Here is a 20,572-nt window from a genome sequence, read left to right as displayed (position 1 = left end):
CGTACGCGCGGGCGGTGCGGCGCGGCCGTAGGGGAGGGCCGTGCGGCGCGGCCGTACGGGAGGGCGGTGCCGGCCGTCCGCGCGGGCCGGGCCGGATCGCCTCTACGCGCGCGCCGGCGGCCGGCGGCCCGGCGCGCGCCTCATCCCCGTCCGGAGCCCTGGTCCAGGTAGGCCAGCACCGCCAGGACGCGCCGGTTGTCGTCGTCCGAGGGCGGCAGGCCGAGCCTGCCGAAGATGTTGGACGTGTGCTTCGCGACCGCCCGTTCGGTGATGTGGAGCTGGGCCGCGATGGCCGCGTTCGACCGGCCCTGCGCCATGAGCTCCATCACCTCCCGCTCGCGCGGGGTCAGCTCCGCCATCGGCCGGTCCTGGGAGCGGCGCGCGAGCAGCTGCGAGATGACCTGCGGGTCCATCGCGGTCCCGCCCGCCGCGACCCGCCGCACCGCGTCCACGAACTGCCCGGCGTCGAACACCCGGTCCTTCAGCAGGTAGCCCACGCCGCCGCTGCCGTCCGCGAGCAGCTCGCGCGCGTACAGCTGCTCCACGTGCTGGGAGAGCACCAGCACCGGCAGCCCGGGGCGCGCCCGGCGCGCGGCGAGCGCGCACTGCAACCCCTCGTCGGTGAACGACGGCGGCAGCCGCACGTCGACCACGGCCACGTCCGGGTCCAGCTCGGCCAGGGCGCGGGCCAGCTCGGGCCCGCTCCCGACGGCGGCGGCGATCTCGAAGTCGTACGCCTCCAGCAGCCTGACCAGGCCGTCCCGCAGCAGGAACAGGTCTTCGGCGAGGACGACGCGCACGGTGCGGCTCCGGAGGTGGGGGAGAGGCGGAGGGCCGGGACACCGCCGAATGTAGCGGGGGAGCGCGTGGCGGCAGAGCCGCGGTCCGCTGGGCAGTCCGCGACCAGCGCACACAGCGCTCGCGCTAGGAGCGCGCAACTCCTTGTGCGCCCCTCGCTCGTTCCCCGCGCGTACCCGATTCCCTCGGGCGAGTGGTTTGGCGGCCGAGGCCCGTGATCGCGCCCGCCGCCCGCGAATACTGACTGACAAGCATCCCGCTGTCCGGCGGGATTCCACGGCCCGGCGCTCCGGCGGGTCACAGGGGCGCGGCAGGCGGGCCGCACGGGCGGGCCGAAGCGGGGGCAGGGGGACGACGATGGCCGAGGGCACGGTGCTGCTGGCGCTGCGCGAGGATCCGCTCGGGGACGGGGCCGCGGGCGAGCAGCTGCGCCGGATCCGCCAGGTGGTCGAGTCCCGCGGCTTCGACGTGCGCTGGGCGAGAACCGGCGCGGACGCACAGGCCGTGCTGCGCACGGAGGCGGGCATCGCCGCCGCGGCGGTGGCCTGGGACCTGTCGCCGGGCGGCAAGGCCGAGGGCGAGCCGGGCGGCGCCGCGGTGCTGCGCCAGATCGGCCGCCGCTTCAAGGACCTGCCCGTCTTCCTCGTCATGGCGGACGAGGCCGACCAGGACCCCGGCCGGCTGCCGCTGTGGGTGGCGGAGACCGTCGTCGGCTACGTGTGGCCGCTGGAGGACACGGCGGCGTTCATCGGCGGACGGCTCGTCAGCGCGGCGCGCGCCTACCGGGAGGCGGTGCTGCCGCCGTTCTTCAAGGCGCTGCGGCGGTTCGACGACGCCCACGAGTACTCCTGGCACACCCCGGCCCACTCCGGCGGCGTGGCCTTCCTGAAGTCCCCGGTCGGCCGCGCCTTCTTCGACTACTTCGGCGAGCGGCTGTTCCGCAGCGACCTGTCCATCTCCGTCGGGGAGCTGGGCTCGCTCTACGAGCACACGGGCCCCATCGGCGACGCGGAGCGCAACGCGGCCCGCGTCTTCGGCGCCGACCGCACGTACTTCGTCCTCCACGGCGACTCCACCGCGGACCGCCTGGTGGGGCACTTCTGCGTCGCGCGGGACGAGATCGCGCTGGTGGACCGCAACTGCCACAAGTCCGTGCTGCACGGCCTGGTCCTCTCCGGCGCCCGCCCGGTCTACCTGGTGCCCACCCGCAACGGCTACGGGCTGGCCGGGCCGCTGCCGCCCGCCGAGACCGAAGCCGCGGCCGTCGCCGGCCGTATCGCCGGCCATCCGCTGGCGCGCGGCGCGGTGTCGCCCGGGGCGCAGTACGCGGTCGTCACCAACTCCACCTACGACGGCCTGTGCTACGACGCGGTCGAGGTCGCGCGGGCCCTGGCGCCCAGCACGCCGCGGCTGCACTTCGACGAGGCGTGGTTCGCCTACGCGCGCTTCCACCCGCTCTACGCCCGCCGCTACGGGATGTCCGTGGACGCCGGCGCCCTGCCCGGCCCCGAGCGCCCCACCGTCTTCGCGACCCAGTCCACGCACAAGCTCCTCGCCGCCCTCTCGCAGAGCGCGATGGTGCACGTCCGGGCCGCGCCGCGGGCCCCGGTGGAGCACGAGCGCTTCAACGAGGCGTTCATGATGCACGGCACCACCTCGCCCCTCTACCCCGCCATCGCCTCGCTCGACGTGGCGGCGGGGATGATGGACGGCCCGCAGGGCCAGTGGCTGATCGACGAGGCGGTCACCGAGGCGATCCGCTTCCGCCAGGCCGTCGTGCGCACCGGGCGGCGCGTCGCGGCCGCGGGCGACCGGCCCGCATGGTTCTTCGGCGTGTGGCAGCCCGACACCGTCACCGACCCGGCCACCGGCGCCCGGCTCCCCTTCGCCGACGCGCCCGCCGAGCTGCTGCGCCGCGAGCCGTCCTGCTGGCGGCTCGCGCCGGACGCCGACTGGCACGGCTTCCCCGGCCTGGCCGAGGGCTGGTGCCTGCTGGACCCGGTGAAGGTGACCCTCACCTGCCCGGGCATCGACGCGCGCGGCGAGGCGGCCGAGCGGGGCGTTCCCGCGCGGGTGCTCACCGAGTACCTGGCCACGCGGAACATCGTCGTGGAGAAGACCGACACCTACACCACGCTGGTCCTCTTCTCCATGGGCATCACCAAGGGCAAGTGGGGCACCCTGCTGGACGCCCTGATGGACTTCAAGGCGCTGTACGACGAGGACGCGCCACTGGACCGGGTGCTGCCCGAGCTGGTCGCGCGGCACCCGCGGCGGTACGCGGGGGCGACCCTGAGCGGCCTGTGCCAGGCCATGCACGACCACCTGCGCCAGGCCGCCCTGACCACCCTGCTGGACACGGCCTTCCGGGACCTGCCGCGGCCGGTCGCCTCGCCGCAGGAGTGCTACCAGCGGCTGATCCGCGGCGGCACCGAGCGGATACGGATCGCCGAGGCCGCCGAGCGGGTGGCCGCGGCCATGGTCACCGTCACGCCGCCCGGCATCCCGGTCCTGATGCCGGGCGAGTCCGTCGGCGCCCAGGACGGCCCGCTGCTGCGCTACCTGCACGCCCTGGAGTCCTTCGACCGGGCGTTCCCCGGCTTCCACAGCGAAACCCACGGCGTCACGCTCGATCCGGACACCGGCGACTATCTGATCGAGTGCGTACGCGAGGACGGCGAGGCCGCCGCCCGGCCCTGATCCGGACGCGCCGGGCATCGCCAGCGCGACGGCCCGGGCGGGCGCCGCGACCGGACGCCCCGACCCGGCGCCACGGGCCGTCACGCAGAATGCCGCCGGACACGGGAACCCGGAACACCGACCGCACGAGGACGCTTTTCGGTCACCCTCGGCCCACCCGCCCGGCGCCGGGGAACGCGCCGCGGCCCGCGCGACGACGTCCCCCGGCACCCCGACGGACCGGAACAGGCGCCTCCTCATCCGGACCGGAACACGCCGCCACCGGCGCCTGTCACCCGGCTGAGAAAGAACGGAAGGTCCGCCCCCGCGGCCCCGCCGCGCCCCGGTGCCGCTCCGGGTCGGCGTGATCCGGCGGTCCCCGGGTGCGGCGCGGACCGCCGCCGTGCCACCCTGCCCTCGACCGTGGCAAAGACATCAACGGACACCGGGGTACGGGGGACACACCATGCCTGACCAGAGACGGATCGGCCGCCGCACACTGCTCGCGGCGACACTGGGCGCCGCGGCGGGCCTGGGCGCGGCGGCGCCGGCCACCGCCGCGCCGCGGCGTACGGGCGTGGCGGCCGCCGCACCGCGCGTGACGGCGACCCGGCTCGCGGACGGGCCCGTGGTCCTGGAGCAGGCGCACCGGGTGAACCGGCGCGGCCAGGTCCTCGGCGCGTGGCGGTTCGGCGACTACAACCGGCGCGTCGCGCTGTGGGACCGCGGCCGGATCACCGTCCTGCCGCCGCTGACACCGGGCGGCACCCCGCTGTCCGGCGACCTGAACGACCGCGGCCAGGTCCTGGGCGTCGAGTTCTTCCCCGGCGACCCGCGCGCGGTGGCCCCGGCCGTCCTCTGGGAGCGCGGCGTGCCGCGCGCGGTGGACCTCGGCGCCCCCGGCCGCGAGCGGTTCGCCCAGCCCGGCGAGCTGAACGACCACGGCCACTTCCTCCTGCGCACCGACGAACACCTCTACCTGTACCGCGACGGCCGGCCCACCCTGATCGACGTGCCCATGCCCTCCGTGCTCGGCGCCGGGCACACCTACGGGCTCAACAACCGCGGCCAGGTCGTCGGCGTCGCCCTCGGCGGCGTCGGCGGATTCGTCTGGCAGGACGGGACCACCACCCCGCTGGGCGGCGGGGCCGAGCCGCGCGCGATCAACGAGCGCGGCCAGGTCGCGGCCGACGCCGCCCGCGACGGCCACCCGCGCGCCGTCCGCTGGGACGCCGGGACCCTGACCGACCTGGGCACTCTCGGCGGCACCTCCAGCCAGGTCTCCTACCTGGGCCGCCCGCTCAACGACCAGGGAGACGTGGTCGGCGCCAGCTACCTGCCCGGCGACCGGGTGCGCCGCCCGGTCCTGTGGGCCGACGGCCGGACGACCGACCTGGGCGGCTTCGGCGGCGACGAGGGCTGGGCCGTGGCCGTCAACAACCGGCGCGAGGTGATCGGCTTCGGCCTGGACGAGGACGGCGTGCAGCGAGGGTTCCTCTGGCGCGCCGGACGCCTCGTCGAGATCCCGCCCCCGGACGGCTACACCGGGTGCAGCCTGCACCTCATCGCCGACGACGGCGCGATCTACGGCTCCGCCCGCACCGCCGACGGCAGCCACGACGAGGCGTTCCGCTGGACCGTCAGCTGACGGCCGGCCCGTCCGCCGACGGCACCGGTCGCGCCGCCCGCACGGGCGGCGCGACCCGTACCGGACCCCGTCACCCCGACGGCGCAGGGGCGAGCGCGCACGGGATCTCCAGCGTCGCCATGGTCGGCCCGCCCGGCGGGCTGCTGACCGCCAGCACCCCGTCGAACGCCGCGAGCCGCCGCCGCAGGCCGCTCAGGCCCGAGCCCGCCGCGTCGGCGCCGCCGCGGCCGTCGTCGGTCACCGAGATCCGCAAGGATCCGTCCGCGTACCGCATGTCCACCCGTATCCGGTGGGCCCGCGCGTGCTTGACCGCGTTGGTCAGCAGCTCGCTGACCGCGAAGTAGGCCGCCGACTCCACGGGCTCCGGGGCCCGGCCCGGCAGGTCGGCGTCCACCTCCGAGCGCAGCGGCAGGCGCAGCGCCAGGGCCCGCACGGCGTCGGCCAGGCCCCGCTCGGCCAGCACCGGCGGGTGGATGCCGCGCACCAGGTCGCGCAGCTCGGCCAGGGCCTCGGCGGAGTCGGCGCGGGCGGCGGCCAGCAGCTTCCTGGCCTGGGCCGGATCCTTGTCGATCAGCGCCTCGACCGTGCCCAGGCTCATGCCCACGGCGACCAGCCGCGCCTGCGCGCCGTCGTGCAGGTCCCGCTCGATGCGGCGCAGCTCGGCGGCCGAGGCGTCCACCGCGTCGTACCGGGTCTCGGCGAGGTGCCGCACGCGCGCGGTCAGCGCCGCCCGCCGGGTCGGCGCGAGAAAGGCCCGGGCCAGCAGGAAGTGCGCGCGCAGCAGCACGGGCGCGGCCAGCAGGCCGACCGGGACCAGCACCGCGCCGACCAGGGCGGCGAGCAGGGCCGTGCCCTGGCCGGTGACGCGGACGAAGGTGTACCAGTAGGGGCCGCCCGCGTGGACGACCGGCCGCCAGGTGCCCGCGCCCAGCACCAGCCCCTCCACGCCGGTAGACACCAGGCCGAACCCGAGCACGGCGGTGACCGCCCCGCCCGTCATGTCGGCCGCCAGCCACGCCACGTCCCGCCAGGTCGCCGGGTCCCGCAGCAGCCACCCGCACCGCTCGGCCTGCCCGACGACCCCGCCGCGCAGGCCGGGCGGCTCCGGGCGGTACGGGCCGGGGATCGCCAGCCCGGACCACCGGTCGGCCAGGCGGCGGCGCAGGTCGGCGTGCGCGCGTACGGCCCGCAGCACCAGCGGGGTGGTCAGGACGCCGACGCCCAGCGGGATGAAGCACAGCGACAGCACCGTCAGGACGAACAGCGTGACGGACCCGGCGAGCGAGGCGAGCGCGAGCGCCAGCGCCCGGGCGACGGCCACCGGCGCGTTCCGCATCCTCATCCCCATCCCACTCTCCGGTGATCTCTGGTCGGCGTCAGGGCCCGGCCCGGGCGCGGCGCGCGGGACCCGGCCACCAGTGTCCGCGGCCCGCCGTGCGCCGTCACGGGGGCCCGCCCGCGTACCGCTGGTGTACCTGNGCGGCCCGCCGTGCGCCGTCACGGGGGCCCGCCCGCGTACCGCTGGTGTACCTGGCACCACCCCCGGGCCTCGCCGGGCGGCGCGTCCGCCCGGTGCACGCCGAGCTGCGCGGGGACGGCCGCCACCGGCGACGGCGCCGCCCCGCCCGGGAAGCCGCGAAGGGCCGAGCCGCCGCTCACACGCCCCCGGCTCGGACGTCAGCGCTCGGACGTCAGCGCTCGCGCGCGCCCGCCGCCGCGTGGCGTCAGGCCGCGACGGCCGCCTCCCGCTCGGCGTGCCGGGCGGCGACCCGCAGCATCTCCAGCCGCAGCAGCCCGCCGCTCGCCCTGATCAGCAGCCAGTACACCCCGAAGGCGCGCCGCGCCGCCGCGTCCGTGCAGCGCACGCGCGTCTCGGCGATCAGGACGCTGCCACCGGCCTCCGGCACCGCCCGCACGCTCACGGCGGCCTTCGCCCAGCCCGGCTCGGTGAAGTCGCGGAACGCCTCCGGGCCGCCGCCGCGCAGCTCGGCGTGCACCGGGCGGACGTGCCAGAACCTGGCCACGCCGCCGCGTATCTCCTCGTGCGGCGACGCGGCGAGCAGAGGCATCGGGAACCCCTCCCGCACCGGGGCCGACCGCCGCGCCCGGCCGAACCCGCGCAGCTGCGTCAGCACGTGTGCGGTCGGCAGGTCCTCGATGGTCAGAGCCTGGAAGGCCCGCCACGCGGCGTCCGGACCGGCGGCCACGCGCCGGGTGTAGTAGGAGCGGAAGTCGTAGACGGGCAGCAGGTGGTTGAGGTCCACGGCCTCACCCTAGACCCGGGCACTGACAGCCGGGCCGGGCGCCCGCCCCGCGCGAGGCGAAGACGGCGGGCGCCCGGCCCGTACGACGTCGAGGCCCGCCGACGTCAGGCCGACGGCACGTACTTGTACCCGACCCGGCGCACCGTCACGATCGAGTGCCGGTGGTCGGCGCCCAGCTTGCGGCGCAGCCGGGCGACGTGCACGTCGACGGTGCGGCCGTCGCCCACGTGCCCGTACCCCCAGACCGTGGTCACCAGCTGGTCGCGGGTGTGCACCCGGTGCGGGTGGGCGACGAGGTGGGCCAGCAGCTCGAACTCCAGGTACGTCAGGTCCAGCAGGCGGCCGTCGACGTACGCGGTGCGCTGCTCGGGGTCGATCCGCACCAGCTCGTCGCCCGTGGTGACGGGGGTGACGGGACCGGGTACGGGCACGGCCGGGGCGCCGGGGCCCGCGGCCACCGACTGGTCGGCGGGGACGAGCACCAGGTAGCCGACCATCGGCGGCTGCCCGGGCAGGGCGGGCAGGGCGTGCTGCGGCGCGGGCAGCCAGGTGGCCCCGGCGTGCAGCAACTCGGCGACGGGCGGCACTTCGTCGGGCGCGACCGCGCGCAGCCGCTGGCGGCCGGGGTGGCGTGCGGCGGCGGGGGCGGCGGCGGACGCCGCGGGGGAGACGGCCGGGGCGGCGGAAGCGGTGGAGGCGGAGACGGACAGGCTACGGACGTTCGTCATGGAACTCGGCTCTTTCGCGCGGAAGATCGTCGGGTGGACGTCGTGCGCGCGGGCAGGGCTGCCGGAAGGATGACCGGTGCCGGGCCGCTGAACGGTGTGGCGTCAGCGGCCCAGGAAGCGGGCCCGCGCATCGGATGCGCGGCAACACCCACGGTCGAAGTGGTGCGCCTGCCGGGATGGCCAGAACGGCTCAAGGTCGAGGGGACCCTGACCCGTCGCGGTGTCGTGAAAGCTGGCCATGGCCCTATTGAAGCAGACGACCGGTGTGTTTGCGCGACCCTTCCGACGTGTGGACTCCGACACCCGGCGCACGGCCCGCGGCGCGCGCCCTCCGAGGTCGCGGGTCCCGGCCGGACCGCGCGCACGCCGCGGCGGAACCGCCCGCGCGGGCCCCGCCGTACGCCGCGCGGCCCCGGTCGTGACGACACGCGCGTACGCGCTCCCGGGAAGGCCTCGCGGACCCGCGGCCCGGACTCCCGGAACACCCGCCGACCGGCGTTCTTCCGGGCGCAACGTCCGCACCGCACGCCGCCGCTAAGGTGCCGGGCAGCGACGACGCGAAGTCCCCGTCCGGAGGCCCGACATGACCCGCACCACCCCGCCGCGCCCCGTGGACGTGGAGGTACTCTTCCCCGAAGTCGCCCCGTACCGGCGGGAGGTGACCCGGCTGCACCCGCGCCAGGGCGAGCCCGGCGTCCGCGACAGCTCGGTGGGCGGCCCGCTGCTGTGGCCCGCCGGCGACCCGTGGCCGTACTGCGACGACTCCCACCCGGCGATCGGCTTCGCCGCGCCGCCGCCCGGCAAGGTGCCGCTGGTGCCGGTGGCTCAGCTGTACGCGGCCGACGTGCCCGCCCTGCCCTGGCCGCCGGGCGCGGACCTGCTCCAGCTGCTGTGGTGCCCGTACGAGCACGAGCCCCACCTCTCGCCCCGGCCTGAACTGCGCTGGCGGGCCTCCGCGCCGATACGCGCCGCCCTCGACGCGTTCGACGCGTTCGAGGGCCGCGGCGGCCCCGGCGGACCGCACCCGCTGCTCACCGACCCGCCGTACCCGGCGGGCGCCCCGGACGACCACCTGCCCGCGCCGTGCGAGCTGCACCCGGAGCAGGTCGTGGAGTACCCCCGGTGGGACCTGCCGGAGGAGCTGGACGGCGTGCTCAGGCAGCGGTTCGACCTGCTGGAGGAGGAGACCGGCTGGTCCTACTGGTACCAGCTGTCCGTGGCCCCCGGCATCAAGGCGGGCGGCTACCCGAACTGGACGCAGGACCCCGACTGGCCCGACTGCGAGGGCTGCGGACGCCGCATGGACCACCTGCTGACGGTCGACAGCGCCGAGTTCGACGCCGAGTCCGCGGGCACCTGGCTGCCGGTGGAGGACTGGCCGCCCACCGGGCGGATCACCGACGTCCCGTACGAGCGGCGGCGCGCGATCCAGAGCGCGCACGACCTGATGATCGGCGACCTGGGCGGGGTGTACGTCTTCGTCTGCCCGCGCTGCCCGCAGTGGCCGTACGCCTACCGCGCGGACTGCTCCTGACCCCCTTTCGCTACCGCCGGTCCCGGGCGGGTGGCAGCGCGTCACACCCTTAGAAGATCATCAGAAATTATGGGACATCTCCTTATAAAATTGGGCAGGGAGCGCACAATGGTGGTGCGGCGCCGTGCCGCACCGCGCGGACGACTTGCAGGGATCGACAGATCATTAAGGAGGCGAGTCAGATGTCCGACGTCTCACACCGCAGAAGTGACCTCACCACGCACCCCGACGCGGCCGAACTCCGTCAGCGGTACGACCGCGTACTGGGCCAGCGGGACGTGATGCTCCTGGACGGACCGGTGCTCCTCACCGGCCTGTACCTGGCGATCTCCCCATGGGTGGTGCACTTCTCCGGCGCCCGCTTCGACCTCACCCTGAACAACCTCGTCCTCGGACTGGCCATCGCCGCGCTGGGTATCGGCCTGACCATCGCACCGAGCAGGATGTACGGGCTGAGCGGGGCCATGGCCGCGATCGGCGTGTGGCTGATCATCTCGCCCTGGGTGGTCACGCGGCACCCGGACAACGGGATGATCTGGAACAACGTCATCACGGGCGCCGTCACGTGCCTGCTCGGCCTGATCGCGCTGGGGGTGGTCATGCGCATGAACCGGAAGCGGGAGGCGTGAGCGAGGCGAACGCCAGACGACACCGCGCCGGGACCGGCCGCGGCTCCCGACGACGCCATCGGACACGGACCGGGAAAGCGACGGCCGCGTGATCCCCGGATGACTCGGGGATCACGCGGCCGTCCTGCTGCCGCCGGGTCTCGCTGCCGGTTCCTCAGCCGGCTGAGGAACCGGCAGGGGACATGACGTCGTCGGCACGGCCCAGCAGCATGCGGTGCATTCCGGACGCGGCCGACAGCAGGGCCTCGCGCCAGCGCTGCACGGGGTGCGGCGCCCGGGCGGACAGGCCCATGGCCGCGACCGCGACGCCGTTCGCACCGAGCACCGGCGCGGCGATGGACATCGCCCCCCGGTCCCCGGCGTCGGGGAGCACCACGCAGCCCAGCCGGCGCGCCGTGCGCAGGATCTCGTGCAGCCCCCTGGCGTCCGCGCGGCCCGCGGGGCGCGGCTGCGGGTGCTCGCGGTAGGCCAGCAGGGCGAGCCCCGCGGCCGACTGGTCCATGGGCTGCCGCACGGGGTGGCGCGAGGTCACGTCGCCCCGCGGCGGGTACGCGCCCCCGAACCGCTCGATGTACACGACGTCGCACTCGTCGGCGACCGCCACGAAGACCTGCGCCCTGGTCGCCTCGTGCAGGGCCTGGAGGTAGGGGAGGGCGACCTCCCGTAACCGGGTACGGGCGGCGGTCAGGCTGCCCAGCTCCCACAGGCGCAGCCCGATGCGGTACCGCCCGTCGGCCCCGCGCTCGACGGCCCCCCACTTCTCCAGTTCGGACAGCAATCGGTGCACGGTGGCGGTGGGAATTCCGGCCCGCCGGGCGATCTCCGTCAGGGACAGGCTCTGGTGCCGCACGTCGAAGGTTCCGAGGACCGCCAGAACTCGACTCGTGACCGACACCCCGACCTGCTGTGTATTACCCGCCATCCCCCTGGCCTCCCTCTCGCGAGTGTGTGGCCGCCCAGGGGCGGGCGTGTTTCACAACAGCCGCGATCCCCCGGCGAAGCTGGTAAGTGCGCGGGGAGGTCAGCCCCGCTGCCGGTGAACATACGGTTCACCGACGCCAGGTGGCCACAGCCGCTGAACGGAAGCTTTACGGCGCGGCGTTGCACCTGCCAATCGTTCGGAACATACCTGCAAGCGGCAGTTTCCGCCTGAACAACTGGCGGGTGTGCTCCGGAACCCAACAGACCGACCGCGCGAAACGAACCTCCTCCCGCCGTCCCGAACCTCGCCGGGACCCGTAATGGTCAGGCACGCCAGGCCTTTCGCGCGAGTGCGCGGCCCACTCAGTGGAACAGCGCGTCCCCGCTTTCCGGTGAGCGGAAAGCGCGCCGCGAACGGCCTCGTACCGCTGCCGATGATGACCGCGTCGGGTCCGAACCATAGGTGGAGGTGTTGCTGTGGCGACGGATGTGGTGCGGGCGGCGCGGCTGCTGCTCGACGCGGAGGACTCCGCGACCGCGCTGACCCCGCTGACCGCCGAATGGCCGGACCTGCGCGTGGAGGACGCCTACCGGGTGCAGGACGCCGCGCTCCGCCTGCGGCTGGCCCGGGGCGAGCGGCTGGTGGGCGTGAAGCTGGGGCTGACCTCTCGGGCCAAGCAGCAGCGGATGGGAGTGTCGGAACCGCTGCTGGCATGGCTCACCGACCGGATGGTGCGGTCGGCCGGCTCGGCCGTCCCCGTGGGCGGGCTGATCCATCCGCGGATCGAGCCGGAGATCGCCTTCGAGATGGCCGCACCCGTGGACGCCACCGCGGACCAGGCGCGGGCCCGGCAGGCGATCGGACGGGTCCGGGCCGGGCTGGAGGTCATCGACAGCCGTTTCGTCGACTACCGGTTCACCCTGCCCGACGTGGTCGCCGACAACGGGTCCAGCGCCGTGTACGCCCTCGGCGACACGAGCCGGCCGGCCGACGGCGACCTGCGGGAGGAGGGCTGCCGCATCGAGGTCGACGGCGGCACGGCGGGAAAGGGAGCCGGGGCCGACGTGCTCGGCGACCCGGTGCACGCGCTGCTGTTCGCGGCACGGCTGCTCGCGCGCCGGGGCCTGCGGATCGAGGCCGGGTGGACGGTGCTGACGGGCGGGGTGACCGACGCGGCGCCCTTCACCGCGGGGTCGACGGCCACGGCGGTCTTCTCCTCCCTCGGATCGGTTTCGCTCACTGCTGCGGAGGGACGGTCGTGACCAACGAGAGCACAGAGTTCTACGGGCACCTGATCGACGGCAAGGAGACCGAGGCCCAGGACGGCCGCCGGTTTCCGTCGGTGGACCCGTGGCGCCGCACCGCCTGGGCGGAGGCGGCGGAGGGCGGGCGCGAGGACGCCGACCGGGCCGTGGCCGCGGCCCGGCAGGCGTTCGACACCGGAGAGTGGCCGCGCATGGGCCACACCGCCCGGGGACGCATCCTGCACCGGCTGGCCGACCTGGTCGAGCGGAACGCCGGGGAGCTGGCCGCCGCCGACAGCCGGGACATGGGACGGCCCGTCGCGCAGGCGCGGGCCAAGGACGTGCCGCGGGCCGCCGCCAACTTCCGGTTCTTCGCCGACCACGCGCGGCTCACGGCGGCGGAGCAGCTGCCGGCCGACAACGGCACGCACGTCTACACCCGGTACGAGCCGGCGGGCGTGGTGGCGGCGATCGCACCGTGGAACCTGCCGCTGATGCTGGAGAGCTGGAAGGTGGCGCCGGCGCTCGCGCACGGCAACACCGTGGTGCTCAAGCCGGCCGAGCAGAGCCCGGCCTCCGCGACCGTACTGGCCCGGCTGGCCCTGGAGGCGGGCGTGCCGCCGGGCGTGTTCAACGTCCTGCACGGACACGGCCCGGCGGCGGCCGGCGAGTTCCTGGTGTCGCACCCGGGCGTCGACCGGATCACCTTCACCGGCGAGTCCGCCACGGGCCGGGCCATCGCCCGGGCGGCCGCGGACCACCTGACGCCGCTGAGCCTGGAACTCGGCGGCAAGGCGGCGAACCTGGTCTTCGCCGACTGCGACCTGGACCGGGCGGTGTCCTGGTCGGTGGCGGCCGCCTACACCAACGCCGGACAGGTGTGCCTGGCGGGCAGCCGGATCTACGTGGAGCGCGCGGTCTACGACGCCTTTCTGGAGCGGTTCACCGCCGCGGCGGACGCGCTGCGCTTCGGAGACCCCGCCGAGGCCGGCACCGACATCGGTCCCCTCGCGTCGGCGGAGCACCACGCGAAGGTGCGCGGATTCCTGGACCGCCTGGACGGCGGCCCGCAGGGACGGCTCCTGACCGGCGGCCTGGACCCGCGGGACCCGAGGGTGGTCAGGCCCGCGGTGGTGGTGGACGCCGCCGCCGAGGCCGCCGTGCTCCAGCAGGAGATCTTCGGGCCGGTGGCCGTGGTGACGCCCTTCGACACGGAGCAGCAGGCCGTGGCCCAGGCGAACGCGACTCCGTACGGGCTCAACGCCATGGTGTTCACCGAGGACCTGCGGCGGGCCCACCGGACGGCGGCCGCGCTGCGCGGCGGCACCGTGTGGGTGAACTGCTACTTCGTACGGGACCTGCGCGCCCCCTTCGGAGGAGTCGGGGCGTCGGGCATCGGACGCGAAGGAGGCGTCCACAGCCGGGAGTTCTTCACCGAGCCGAAGGCCGTGGTGATGGACATCGCGGGGACCCTCGGCCCGGAGGCGACGGGGGCGGCCCGGTGAGCGCACCGCGCGCGGCCGGGGCCGCCGGGGCCGCCGGGCGGCGGCCGCAGGAGAACTACCTGCTGCAACGAGCCGTCTTCGACCGGATACGGCAGGGGGCGGGGGCGGCCGTCCCGCCGGACCTGCCGGAGTCCGACGCCGCGCTGCTGCGCGCGGGGGACCTGCGGGGACTGGCCGAGCGGGACGTGCACCCGGTGCTGATCAACGCGTTCGCGCGCGCGCTGGGCATCACCCGCGACGACTACCGCAGGCTGCTGACCGCGGACGGCCGCGGCACCTCCCGGAAGGCGGCGGCCCGATGGCACGCGTCGTAGCGGCGTTCGCCGCGTCCCACGCGCCGATGATGCTGGCGGCCACCGACTCCGCGCCGCGCGAGCAGGCCGAGCGGTTCACCGGGGCGCTCACCCGCGCGGCCCGGCGCGTGCGCGAGGCGGGGGCGCAGGCCGTGGTGATGCTCTCCAACGAGCACTTCACCAACTTCTTCCTGGAGAACTTCCCCCAGGCGTGCATCGGCCTGGCCGAGCGGCACACCGGGCCCGCCGAGCCGTGGCTGCCCATCCCCCGGGGCACGGTGCCCGGGCACGCCCCGCTGGCCCGCGCGCTGGCCGACGGGCTGCTCGGCCAGCGGTGGATGCCGTCCTTCTCGCAGCGCCTCGACCTCGACCACGGCGTCATGACGATTTACCACGCCCTCGCGCCGGACGGCGACCTGCCGCTCGTGCCGATCCTGCAGAACTGCGCGGTCGCGCCGATGCTGCCCCTGCCCGCCTGGTATGACTTCGGCCGCGCGCTGGCCCGCGCCATCGACGCCTGCCCGGATGTCGACCGGGTGGCCGTGGTGGCCGCCGGAGGTCTTTCGCACTCCATCGGCGACGAACACACCGGGGACGTCGACGACACGTTCGACCGCTGGTTCCTCCAGCGGCTGGCACGCGGCGCCCTGGACGACGTGCTGGACCTGCCCGACGAGGAACTGGAGCAGGCGGGCAACGGCGCCCACGAGATCCGCAGCTGGCTCGCGCTGGCGGGGGCCGTGGACGGCCCGGTCACGGTGACGGCGTACGAGCCGATCCGCGCCTGGCTGACGGGGATGGCGGTCGCCGAGTGGGACCTGGCGGCACCGGAGGCCGTGCGATGAGCGGCGCCTACGACGTCCACACCCACGCCATGCCCCTGCCCGTCCTGCGCTACCTGGCCGACCGCGAGCTGGCCGACCTGTCCGAGCTGGCCTCCGGCGTGGTGCGCCTGGACCACCGGGTCTCCGGGCTGGGCCGGGACGACGTGCCCATCCCCTGCCCGCCCGAGCAGTACGACGCGGGCGCGCGGCTGGCCCGCATGGACCAGGAGGGAGTGCACCGGCAGGCGGTCTCGCTGCCGCCGTTCCTGACCTGCTCGACCGCCCGGCACGAGGTGTTCGTACGGGAGATCGTCGCCGTCGGCAACGACGCGCTGGCCGACTTCTGCGCGTCCGCCCCGCGGCGGCTGACGCCCCTGGGCACGGTGCCGGTCGGGTCCCGGGCCGCGGCCGCCGAGGCGGAGCGCTGCCTGCGGGAGCTGGGCATGCCGGGGCTGGCGTGCGGCACCCGGGGCCTGGGCCGGGAGTGCGACGACCCGGTCAACGACCGGCTGTGGGAACTGCTGGGCCAGACCCGGGCCTTCACCCTCCTGCACCCGTCCACCGCGCCGGGGCTCGACCGGCTGGACCGCTACTGGCTGCCGCAGCTGGTGGGCTTCCCGATGGAGACGGCGCTGGCCGTCTCCCGCCTGCTGCTCGGCGGCACCCTGGAACGCCACGAGCCCGTGCTGTGCCTGGCGCACGGCGGGGGCTGCCTGCCCGCGCTGCGCGGCCGGCTGGACCTGGGCTGGCGGACCAAGCCCGCGGCGCGCGTGACCCGGCGGCCGCCGAGCCGGGGCCTGGACGCCCTGTACTACGACACGGCGGTGTTCTCCGCGTCCCAACTGGCCGCCCTGGTCGCCGACGTGGGGCCCCGGCACGTGCTGCTGGGCACCGACACGCCGTTCGACCTCAGCGACCGGACCCCCCTGCGCACGGTCGACGAGCTGGGCCTCGGCGCCGAGGAGTCCGCCCTGATCCTGCACCGCAACGCGACCCGGCTGCTGCACCCGCCGCCGGACGCGCCGCCGGGCCACGGCGGCCGGCGGTCCGTACCCACCCCCGCGGCAGCGACGCTGCCCGCACCACGAGGAGCCATACGATGACCACGTCTCCCACCGGCCGCCCCGCCTTCGACCTGATCCGCGGCCACGTGCTGGCCTCGACCTTCGCCGCGCTCGACATGACCGGCTCCCTCACCCGGCTCGCCGACGAGGGCCTGACCGCGGCGGAGGCCGGCGCCAACCGGTTCCTGTCCGAGGGACTCTTCCGCTACCTGTCCCAGCGCGGCGTGCTGCGCGCCGAGGGCGACCGCTACCACCTGACGGAGCTGGGCCGCAGCCTGTACGAGGACCGGGGCTACCTGGTGTGGCTGGCCGGCGGCTACAGCGAGCCGCTGCGCCGCTTCGGCGACATGCTGACCGGTACGGCCGCCTACCGCCGGGAGGTGCTGCGGGACGGCAAGTGGGTGGCGGTGGGCTCGGCCCTGCTGGGCAAGCAGGACGTGCAGCCCGAGGTGGTCAAGCTGCTCAGCGGGCTGGAGTTCGACCGGGTCGCCGACATCGGCTGCGGGAACGCGCACTTCCTGATCACGCTGCACGACCAGCTCGGCTGCCGGGGCCTGGGCGTGGACATCAGCCCCGAGGCGGTGGCCGAGGCCCGGCGCGAGGTCGAGGCGGCGGGCAAGAGCGGCGTCATCGACGTCGTCGAGGCCGACGGCAGCGACATCGCGTCGATCCAGGGCCTGGAGGACGTCCAGCTGGCGATCACCTTCTTCTTCCTGCACGAGGTGTACGAGAAGGGCTTCGACGCGCTGGTGGCCTACCTGCGGGCGCTGACCGAGCGCCTGCCCGCCGGGGCCCACGTGCTGACCGCCGAGGTCACGGCCGCGCCCAGCTCGACGGCGACCGACGACGTCTTCGGCCCGGAGTTCGCCCTGGTGCACGCGGTGATGGGCCAGCACCTGCTGGACGCGGACGGCTGGAGCCGCGCGTTCACCGAAGCGGGCCTGACCGTGAAGGCCCTGGTCCGCCCGGCCATGCCCGACGGCCTGCTGGTTCTCGCGCAGAAGGCCGTCTGACCGGTGACGGCCACCTCCCGGACGGGGCCCGTGCAGGTCGGTTCCGTCCTCAGCGCGATGACGCTGCGCTCGGCCGAGATCGAGGAGCGGGTGCGGGCGGCGGCCGCCGCCGGGTTCCACGGAATCGGCCTGCGGGTGGACGACTACGTGCGGGCCCGCGCCCGGGGCTGGTCCGACGAGGCCATGCGGGAGCTGCTGGCACACCACCGGTTACGGGTCCACGAGGTCGAACTGCTGCGTTCCTGGGGCCGGCCGGGCAGCGCGGCGGCGCGGGAGGAGGAGGACCTGGTCTTCCACATGGCCGCGGTGTTCGGTGCCCGCAGCGTCAACGCCGGCCTGCCCGACGGCGAGGCCGGCGCGGACCTGGCTCCCGAGTACGCGCGCCTGTGCCGCAGGGCCGAGGCGGCGGGGCTGGTCGTTCCGCTGGAGTTCATGCCGTACGGGGCGATCCCCTCGCTGCGCCGGGCGCTCGACATCGTCGAGCGCGCCGGCCGGCCGGGCGGGGGCCTGCTGATCGACACCTGGCACTGCCACCGGACGGGCCTGAGCGCCGAGCACATCGCGGCGCTGGACCCTGACGCGGTGCTCTCGGTGCAGATCTGCGACACCCGCCCCGACCCCCACCCGGATCCCCGGCACGAGGCCCGGCATCTGCGGCTGCTGCCGGGCGAGGGGACCGCCGACATACACGGCATCCTGCGGGCGCTGCTGCCCTCGCAGCGGGTGGCGTCGGTCGCCGTGGAGGTCATGTCGGACGAACTGGACGCCATGGACTGCGCGGCGGTGGCGCAGCAGGCGCGCACCGCCCTGGACAAGGCGCTGGCCGGGGGCGGGTGGGCGGTGTAGCACCGCCCCGCGGCACGGCTGCCGGATCCGCTCGCGTCAGGGCTGGTCCAGCTTGCCCGAACGGGTCCTGCGGCCCTCGCCCGGGTGCTGCCCCTGGTCGGCCTTGCGGCTGTCCAGGGGCAGCAGTATCCGGGCTTCCAACCGCTCGTAGACGATCGACGTACGGACGTCGGCGACTTCCCGGCGCTCCGTCAGCTCGTCGATGATGAAGTCGTACAGATAGTCGGTGTCGGGCACCGCCATGTGGATGAGGAAGTCGTCGCCGCCCGTGGTGACGAAGATGCCCACCACCTCCGGGCGCGTCCGCGCCCACTCGCGGAATCCTTCCAGGACCTTGCGGGACGGCGGGCGGATGCGCACGGCGATCAGTGCCTCGACGGGGCGGCCTATGGCCTCCAGGTCGATCTCGGCGGTGAAGCCCTTGAGCACTCCCCGGCGCCTGAGGGAGCGCAGGCGCTCCAGGGTGGTGGACGGCGCCACGCCGGCGGTGGCGGCCAGCTCGCGGTTGGTCTGGCGGCCGTCTCGCTGGATCTCGCGCAGGAGTAGACAGTCGAGATTATCCAGTTCCATGCAGATCTCCCTCAGCCTGGTCAGGGCGGTGCCTCAGATCAGGATGCCCTCTCCAGGCTTCAGGGTTCCACCTGCTGATTTCCAGCGTCAGCTTTTCAGGACTGGCCGGATAGACCTCACCGCCGTTCGCCGGAATGGGCCGGATCGGGTATGCGCACCTCGGAAATGTCCGGCGGATTGTTCTGAATAGCCGTCTGCGGCGGATACGTCCGCGGCCGCACGCGCCGCAGCACGCCGGACGGCACGCTCACCGATACCAGCCCGACGAGCAGCAGGGTCATCCCTGTTTCAGCCAGTGCGGACAGGTGTTCGTCCAGTATGAGCAGGCCGAGGACGGCGGCGACCAGCGGTTCGGCCAGGCTGAGAGTGCCGGCCGTACCAGCGGTAACCCATCGCAGGCCGCTCACGAAGAGCATGTAGGCGACAGCGGTGGCGGCGACGCCCAGCCAGACCAGGAGCAGCGGGCCGTCGCCGGTCGCGAGTCCGGAGCCGTCCCGCGTGACGGCGGGCAGCAGCACGACTCCGCCGGCCAGCAGGGTCGCGGCGACGGCCGCCGGCATGTTCGCGCCGTGGTCCGAGAGCTTCTTCGCGGCCACGGTGTACAGGCCGTAGCAGATGCCGGAGACGATGCCGAGGAGCACACCGGACACGGCCACCTGGGAGCTGCCCGGGCCGAGCAGCAGGGCGCAGCCGACGACCGCCGCGGCGGTGCCGACCGTCCAGGCCGCGGTGAGCCGTTCGCCGGTGACCACCCGGGAGCACAGCCCGGTGGCGACGGGCGCGACCCCGAGGGCGATGGCGGTGGCCAGGGCGGCGCCGGTCCTGCTCACCGCGAGCATGAACCCGGCCTGGTAGACGGCGGTCGCCAGGGCGGCGACGCCGATCCACGGCCACACGGGCCGGGTCAGCAGCAGGCGGAGCCCGGCGCTCCGGCCGGGCCCGAACAGGGCGGCCAGGGCCAGCACGAGACCGCCGATGAGGAGCCGCAAGGCCCCGAGAGACACCGGGTCGGCGCCGGTGTCGGCCCAGACCTGGGCGGGGCCCACGGTTCCCCACAGGCAGGCGGCCGCCAGGACGGGCAGAGTCCCCCGGTAAAGATAGGAGCGGGTATGGAGTTCGGTCATGGCCTCAGAAGCTAGGTCGGTGTTGCGTGGATGTCGACGGACGCCGAATTTCGTTTCGCTGATCTCGGCTTGGACCGACACTCCGCGAACTGCGGGGTGCCGGTCAGGGTGTAGTGGGCAACGAAATACGGCGTACGGCGCCCACCGGCCGGGCGGAGGGGCGGCGGCTCACAGGGTGCGCGGCATCCAGGCCGGCCGGCGCCGCTCGTACGCCCCGACCTCCGCCTCCAGCAGGAGCGTGGCGGCGATCTCGTCGAGCCCGTTGAGCAGCCGGTACCTGCTGTGCTCGTCCAGGGTGAAGCCGACCCGGGCCCCGGCCGCGCCGACCTGGCACTGTTCGAGGTCGACGGTGAAGACGGTCGCCGGATCCGTCTCCGCGACGGCCCAGAACCGCTCGATCTCCGCCTGGGAGAGGCGGACCGGGAGCAGCCCGTTGCCGATCGCGTTGCCCCAGAAGATGTCGCTGAACGACGGCGCCAGGACAGCCCGGAACCCGTGGTCCATCAGGGCCCACACGGCGTGCTCCCGGGAGGAGCCGATACCGAAGCCCGCGCCCGCGACCAGCACGCTCCCGCGCGCGTACTCGGGCCGCGCGAGGAGGTAGCCGGGGTCGTCCCGCCACTCGGCGAAGAGCGCGTCCGCGTACCCGGTCCGTCCGACGCGCTTGCAGTACTCGCCCGGGATGATCTGGTCGGTGTCGACGTCGGTGCGGCGCAGCGGCACCGCCGTCCCCTGGTGCACGGTGAACTTCCGCATGTCTTCCGCTCCTCGTCGGCGGTCGGCGCGACCTCCGCGCCGTTTGGGGCACAAACGTAGAAGCCGGGCAGCGGCCCGGACGGAAGCTCTTGCACTGAGTGGAAACGCCCCGCCGAAGCCGCCGTCCGGCG

At 74.9% G+C, this 20,572-nt stretch carries 19 protein-coding genes; 11 read left to right on the top strand and 8 right to left on the bottom strand.

Annotated elements, in window-relative coordinates:
* Positions 1 to 140: 140 nt before the first annotated feature.
* Positions 141 to 800, bottom strand: a complete 660-nt coding sequence (locus RKE29_RS07785; RefSeq protein ID WP_312004330.1) for a response regulator transcription factor — start codon at positions 798 to 800, stop codon at positions 141 to 143.
* A 355-nt stretch (positions 801 to 1,155) separates the two neighbouring features.
* Between RKE29_RS07785 and RKE29_RS07780 the strand changes: the two genes are divergently transcribed.
* Entirely contained in the window at positions 1,156 to 3,498 is a 2,343-nt protein-coding gene (locus RKE29_RS07780; protein ID WP_312004329.1) for an Orn/Lys/Arg decarboxylase N-terminal domain-containing protein, read from the top strand.
* A gap of 445 nt (positions 3,499 to 3,943) precedes the next feature.
* Entirely contained in the window at positions 3,944 to 5,125 is a 1,182-nt protein-coding gene (locus RKE29_RS07775; protein ID WP_312004328.1) for a hypothetical protein, read from the top strand.
* A gap of 70 nt (positions 5,126 to 5,195) precedes the next feature.
* On the opposite strand, the gene RKE29_RS07770 is transcribed toward RKE29_RS07775, so the two are convergent.
* The 3 genes from RKE29_RS07770 to RKE29_RS07760 form a co-directional block, all read right to left on the bottom strand.
* Positions 5,196 to 6,467, bottom strand: a complete 1,272-nt coding sequence (locus RKE29_RS07770; RefSeq protein ID WP_312004332.1) for a sensor domain-containing protein — start codon at positions 6,465 to 6,467, stop codon at positions 5,196 to 5,198.
* Positions 6,468 to 6,849: 382 nt separating this feature from the next.
* A complete protein-coding gene (locus RKE29_RS07765) occupies positions 6,850 to 7,389 on the bottom strand; it encodes a hypothetical protein (protein WP_312004327.1) in 540 nt (179 codons plus the stop codon).
* Positions 7,390 to 7,493: 104 nt separating this feature from the next.
* The gene (locus RKE29_RS07760) at positions 7,494 to 8,117 is read right to left on the bottom strand and encodes a winged helix-turn-helix domain-containing protein (RefSeq protein WP_312004326.1); all 624 of its coding nucleotides are present in this window, start codon (positions 8,115 to 8,117) and stop codon (positions 7,494 to 7,496) included.
* 583 nt (positions 8,118 to 8,700) lie between these two features.
* Here RKE29_RS07760 and RKE29_RS07755 point away from each other — a divergent pair.
* Together RKE29_RS07755 and RKE29_RS07750 are read left to right on the top strand one after the other, a co-directional pair.
* Positions 8,701 to 9,651, top strand: coding sequence for a DUF1963 domain-containing protein (locus RKE29_RS07755; protein ID WP_312004325.1), 951 nt, complete (start codon positions 8,701 to 8,703; stop codon positions 9,649 to 9,651).
* A gap of 182 nt (positions 9,652 to 9,833) precedes the next feature.
* Positions 9,834 to 10,280 carry an SPW repeat protein gene (locus RKE29_RS07750; RefSeq protein WP_312004324.1) on the top strand — a complete coding sequence of 149 codons (447 nt, stop codon included), beginning with the start codon at positions 9,834 to 9,836 and terminating at the stop codon, positions 10,278 to 10,280.
* A gap of 154 nt (positions 10,281 to 10,434) precedes the next feature.
* Here RKE29_RS07750 and RKE29_RS07745 read toward each other — a convergent pair whose 3' ends face one another.
* Positions 10,435 to 11,202, bottom strand: coding sequence for an IclR family transcriptional regulator (locus RKE29_RS07745; protein ID WP_312004323.1), 768 nt, complete (start codon positions 11,200 to 11,202; stop codon positions 10,435 to 10,437).
* 476 nt (positions 11,203 to 11,678) lie between these two features.
* On the opposite strand from RKE29_RS07745, the gene RKE29_RS07740 reads away from it, so the two are divergent.
* The 7 genes from RKE29_RS07740 to RKE29_RS07710 are packed head-to-tail and all read left to right on the top strand — an operon-like array spanning position 11,679 to position 17,991.
* Positions 11,679 to 12,464 carry a 4-oxalocrotonate decarboxylase gene (locus RKE29_RS07740; RefSeq protein WP_312004322.1) on the top strand — a complete coding sequence of 262 codons (786 nt, stop codon included), beginning with the start codon at positions 11,679 to 11,681 and terminating at the stop codon, positions 12,462 to 12,464.
* A complete protein-coding gene (locus RKE29_RS07735; RefSeq protein ID WP_312004321.1) occupies positions 12,461 to 13,951 on the top strand; it encodes an aldehyde dehydrogenase in 1,491 nt (496 codons plus the stop codon). Before RKE29_RS07740 ends, RKE29_RS07735 begins: the two co-directional genes overlap by 4 nt.
* Complete coding sequence (locus RKE29_RS07730) at positions 13,948 to 14,265, top strand: hypothetical protein (protein ID WP_312004320.1); 318 nt, start codon at positions 13,948 to 13,950, stop codon at positions 14,263 to 14,265. The genes RKE29_RS07735 and RKE29_RS07730 overlap by 4 nt, the downstream gene beginning before the upstream one ends.
* Positions 14,250 to 15,089: a hypothetical protein gene (locus RKE29_RS07725; protein ID WP_312004319.1), complete on the top strand. Its 840-nt coding sequence runs from the start codon at positions 14,250 to 14,252 to the stop codon at positions 15,087 to 15,089. Before RKE29_RS07730 ends, RKE29_RS07725 begins: the two co-directional genes overlap by 16 nt.
* Complete coding sequence (locus RKE29_RS07720) at positions 15,086 to 16,171, top strand: amidohydrolase family protein (RefSeq protein WP_312004318.1); 1,086 nt, start codon at positions 15,086 to 15,088, stop codon at positions 16,169 to 16,171. The genes RKE29_RS07725 and RKE29_RS07720 overlap by 4 nt, the downstream gene beginning before the upstream one ends.
* A complete protein-coding gene (locus RKE29_RS07715) occupies positions 16,168 to 17,145 on the top strand; it encodes a class I SAM-dependent methyltransferase (protein ID WP_312004317.1) in 978 nt (325 codons plus the stop codon). Before RKE29_RS07720 ends, RKE29_RS07715 begins: the two co-directional genes overlap by 4 nt.
* Positions 17,146 to 17,175: 30 nt before the next feature.
* Positions 17,176 to 17,991, top strand: coding sequence for a sugar phosphate isomerase/epimerase (locus tag RKE29_RS07710; protein WP_312004316.1), 816 nt, complete (start codon positions 17,176 to 17,178; stop codon positions 17,989 to 17,991).
* 36 nt (positions 17,992 to 18,027) lie between these two features.
* Here the strand turns inward: RKE29_RS07710 and RKE29_RS07705 are convergent, their stop codons facing one another.
* The 3 genes from RKE29_RS07705 to leuD all read right to left on the bottom strand — a co-directional run bounded on the left by RKE29_RS07705 (position 18,028) and on the right by leuD (position 20,441).
* Positions 18,028 to 18,561, bottom strand: coding sequence for an Lrp/AsnC family transcriptional regulator (locus tag RKE29_RS07705; RefSeq protein WP_312004315.1), 534 nt, complete (start codon positions 18,559 to 18,561; stop codon positions 18,028 to 18,030).
* Between the two features lie 116 nt (positions 18,562 to 18,677).
* Positions 18,678 to 19,685 (bottom strand): EamA family transporter, encoded by a 1,008-nt coding sequence (locus RKE29_RS07700; protein ID WP_312004314.1) that lies wholly within the window; start codon positions 19,683 to 19,685, stop codon positions 18,678 to 18,680.
* A gap of 168 nt (positions 19,686 to 19,853) precedes the next feature.
* The gene (leuD, locus tag RKE29_RS07695) at positions 19,854 to 20,441 is read right to left on the bottom strand and encodes a 3-isopropylmalate dehydratase small subunit (protein WP_312004313.1); all 588 of its coding nucleotides are present in this window, start codon (positions 20,439 to 20,441) and stop codon (positions 19,854 to 19,856) included.
* Between the last annotated feature and the right edge of the window lie 131 nt (positions 20,442 to 20,572).

Source organism: Streptomyces sp. B1866, from assembly GCF_031932565.1.
Taxonomy (GTDB): Bacteria; Actinomycetota; Actinomycetes; order Streptomycetales; family Streptomycetaceae; genus Streptomyces.
Note: the sequence above shows the minus strand (reverse complement) of the source record. Positions and strands in the feature narration are given on the sequence as shown.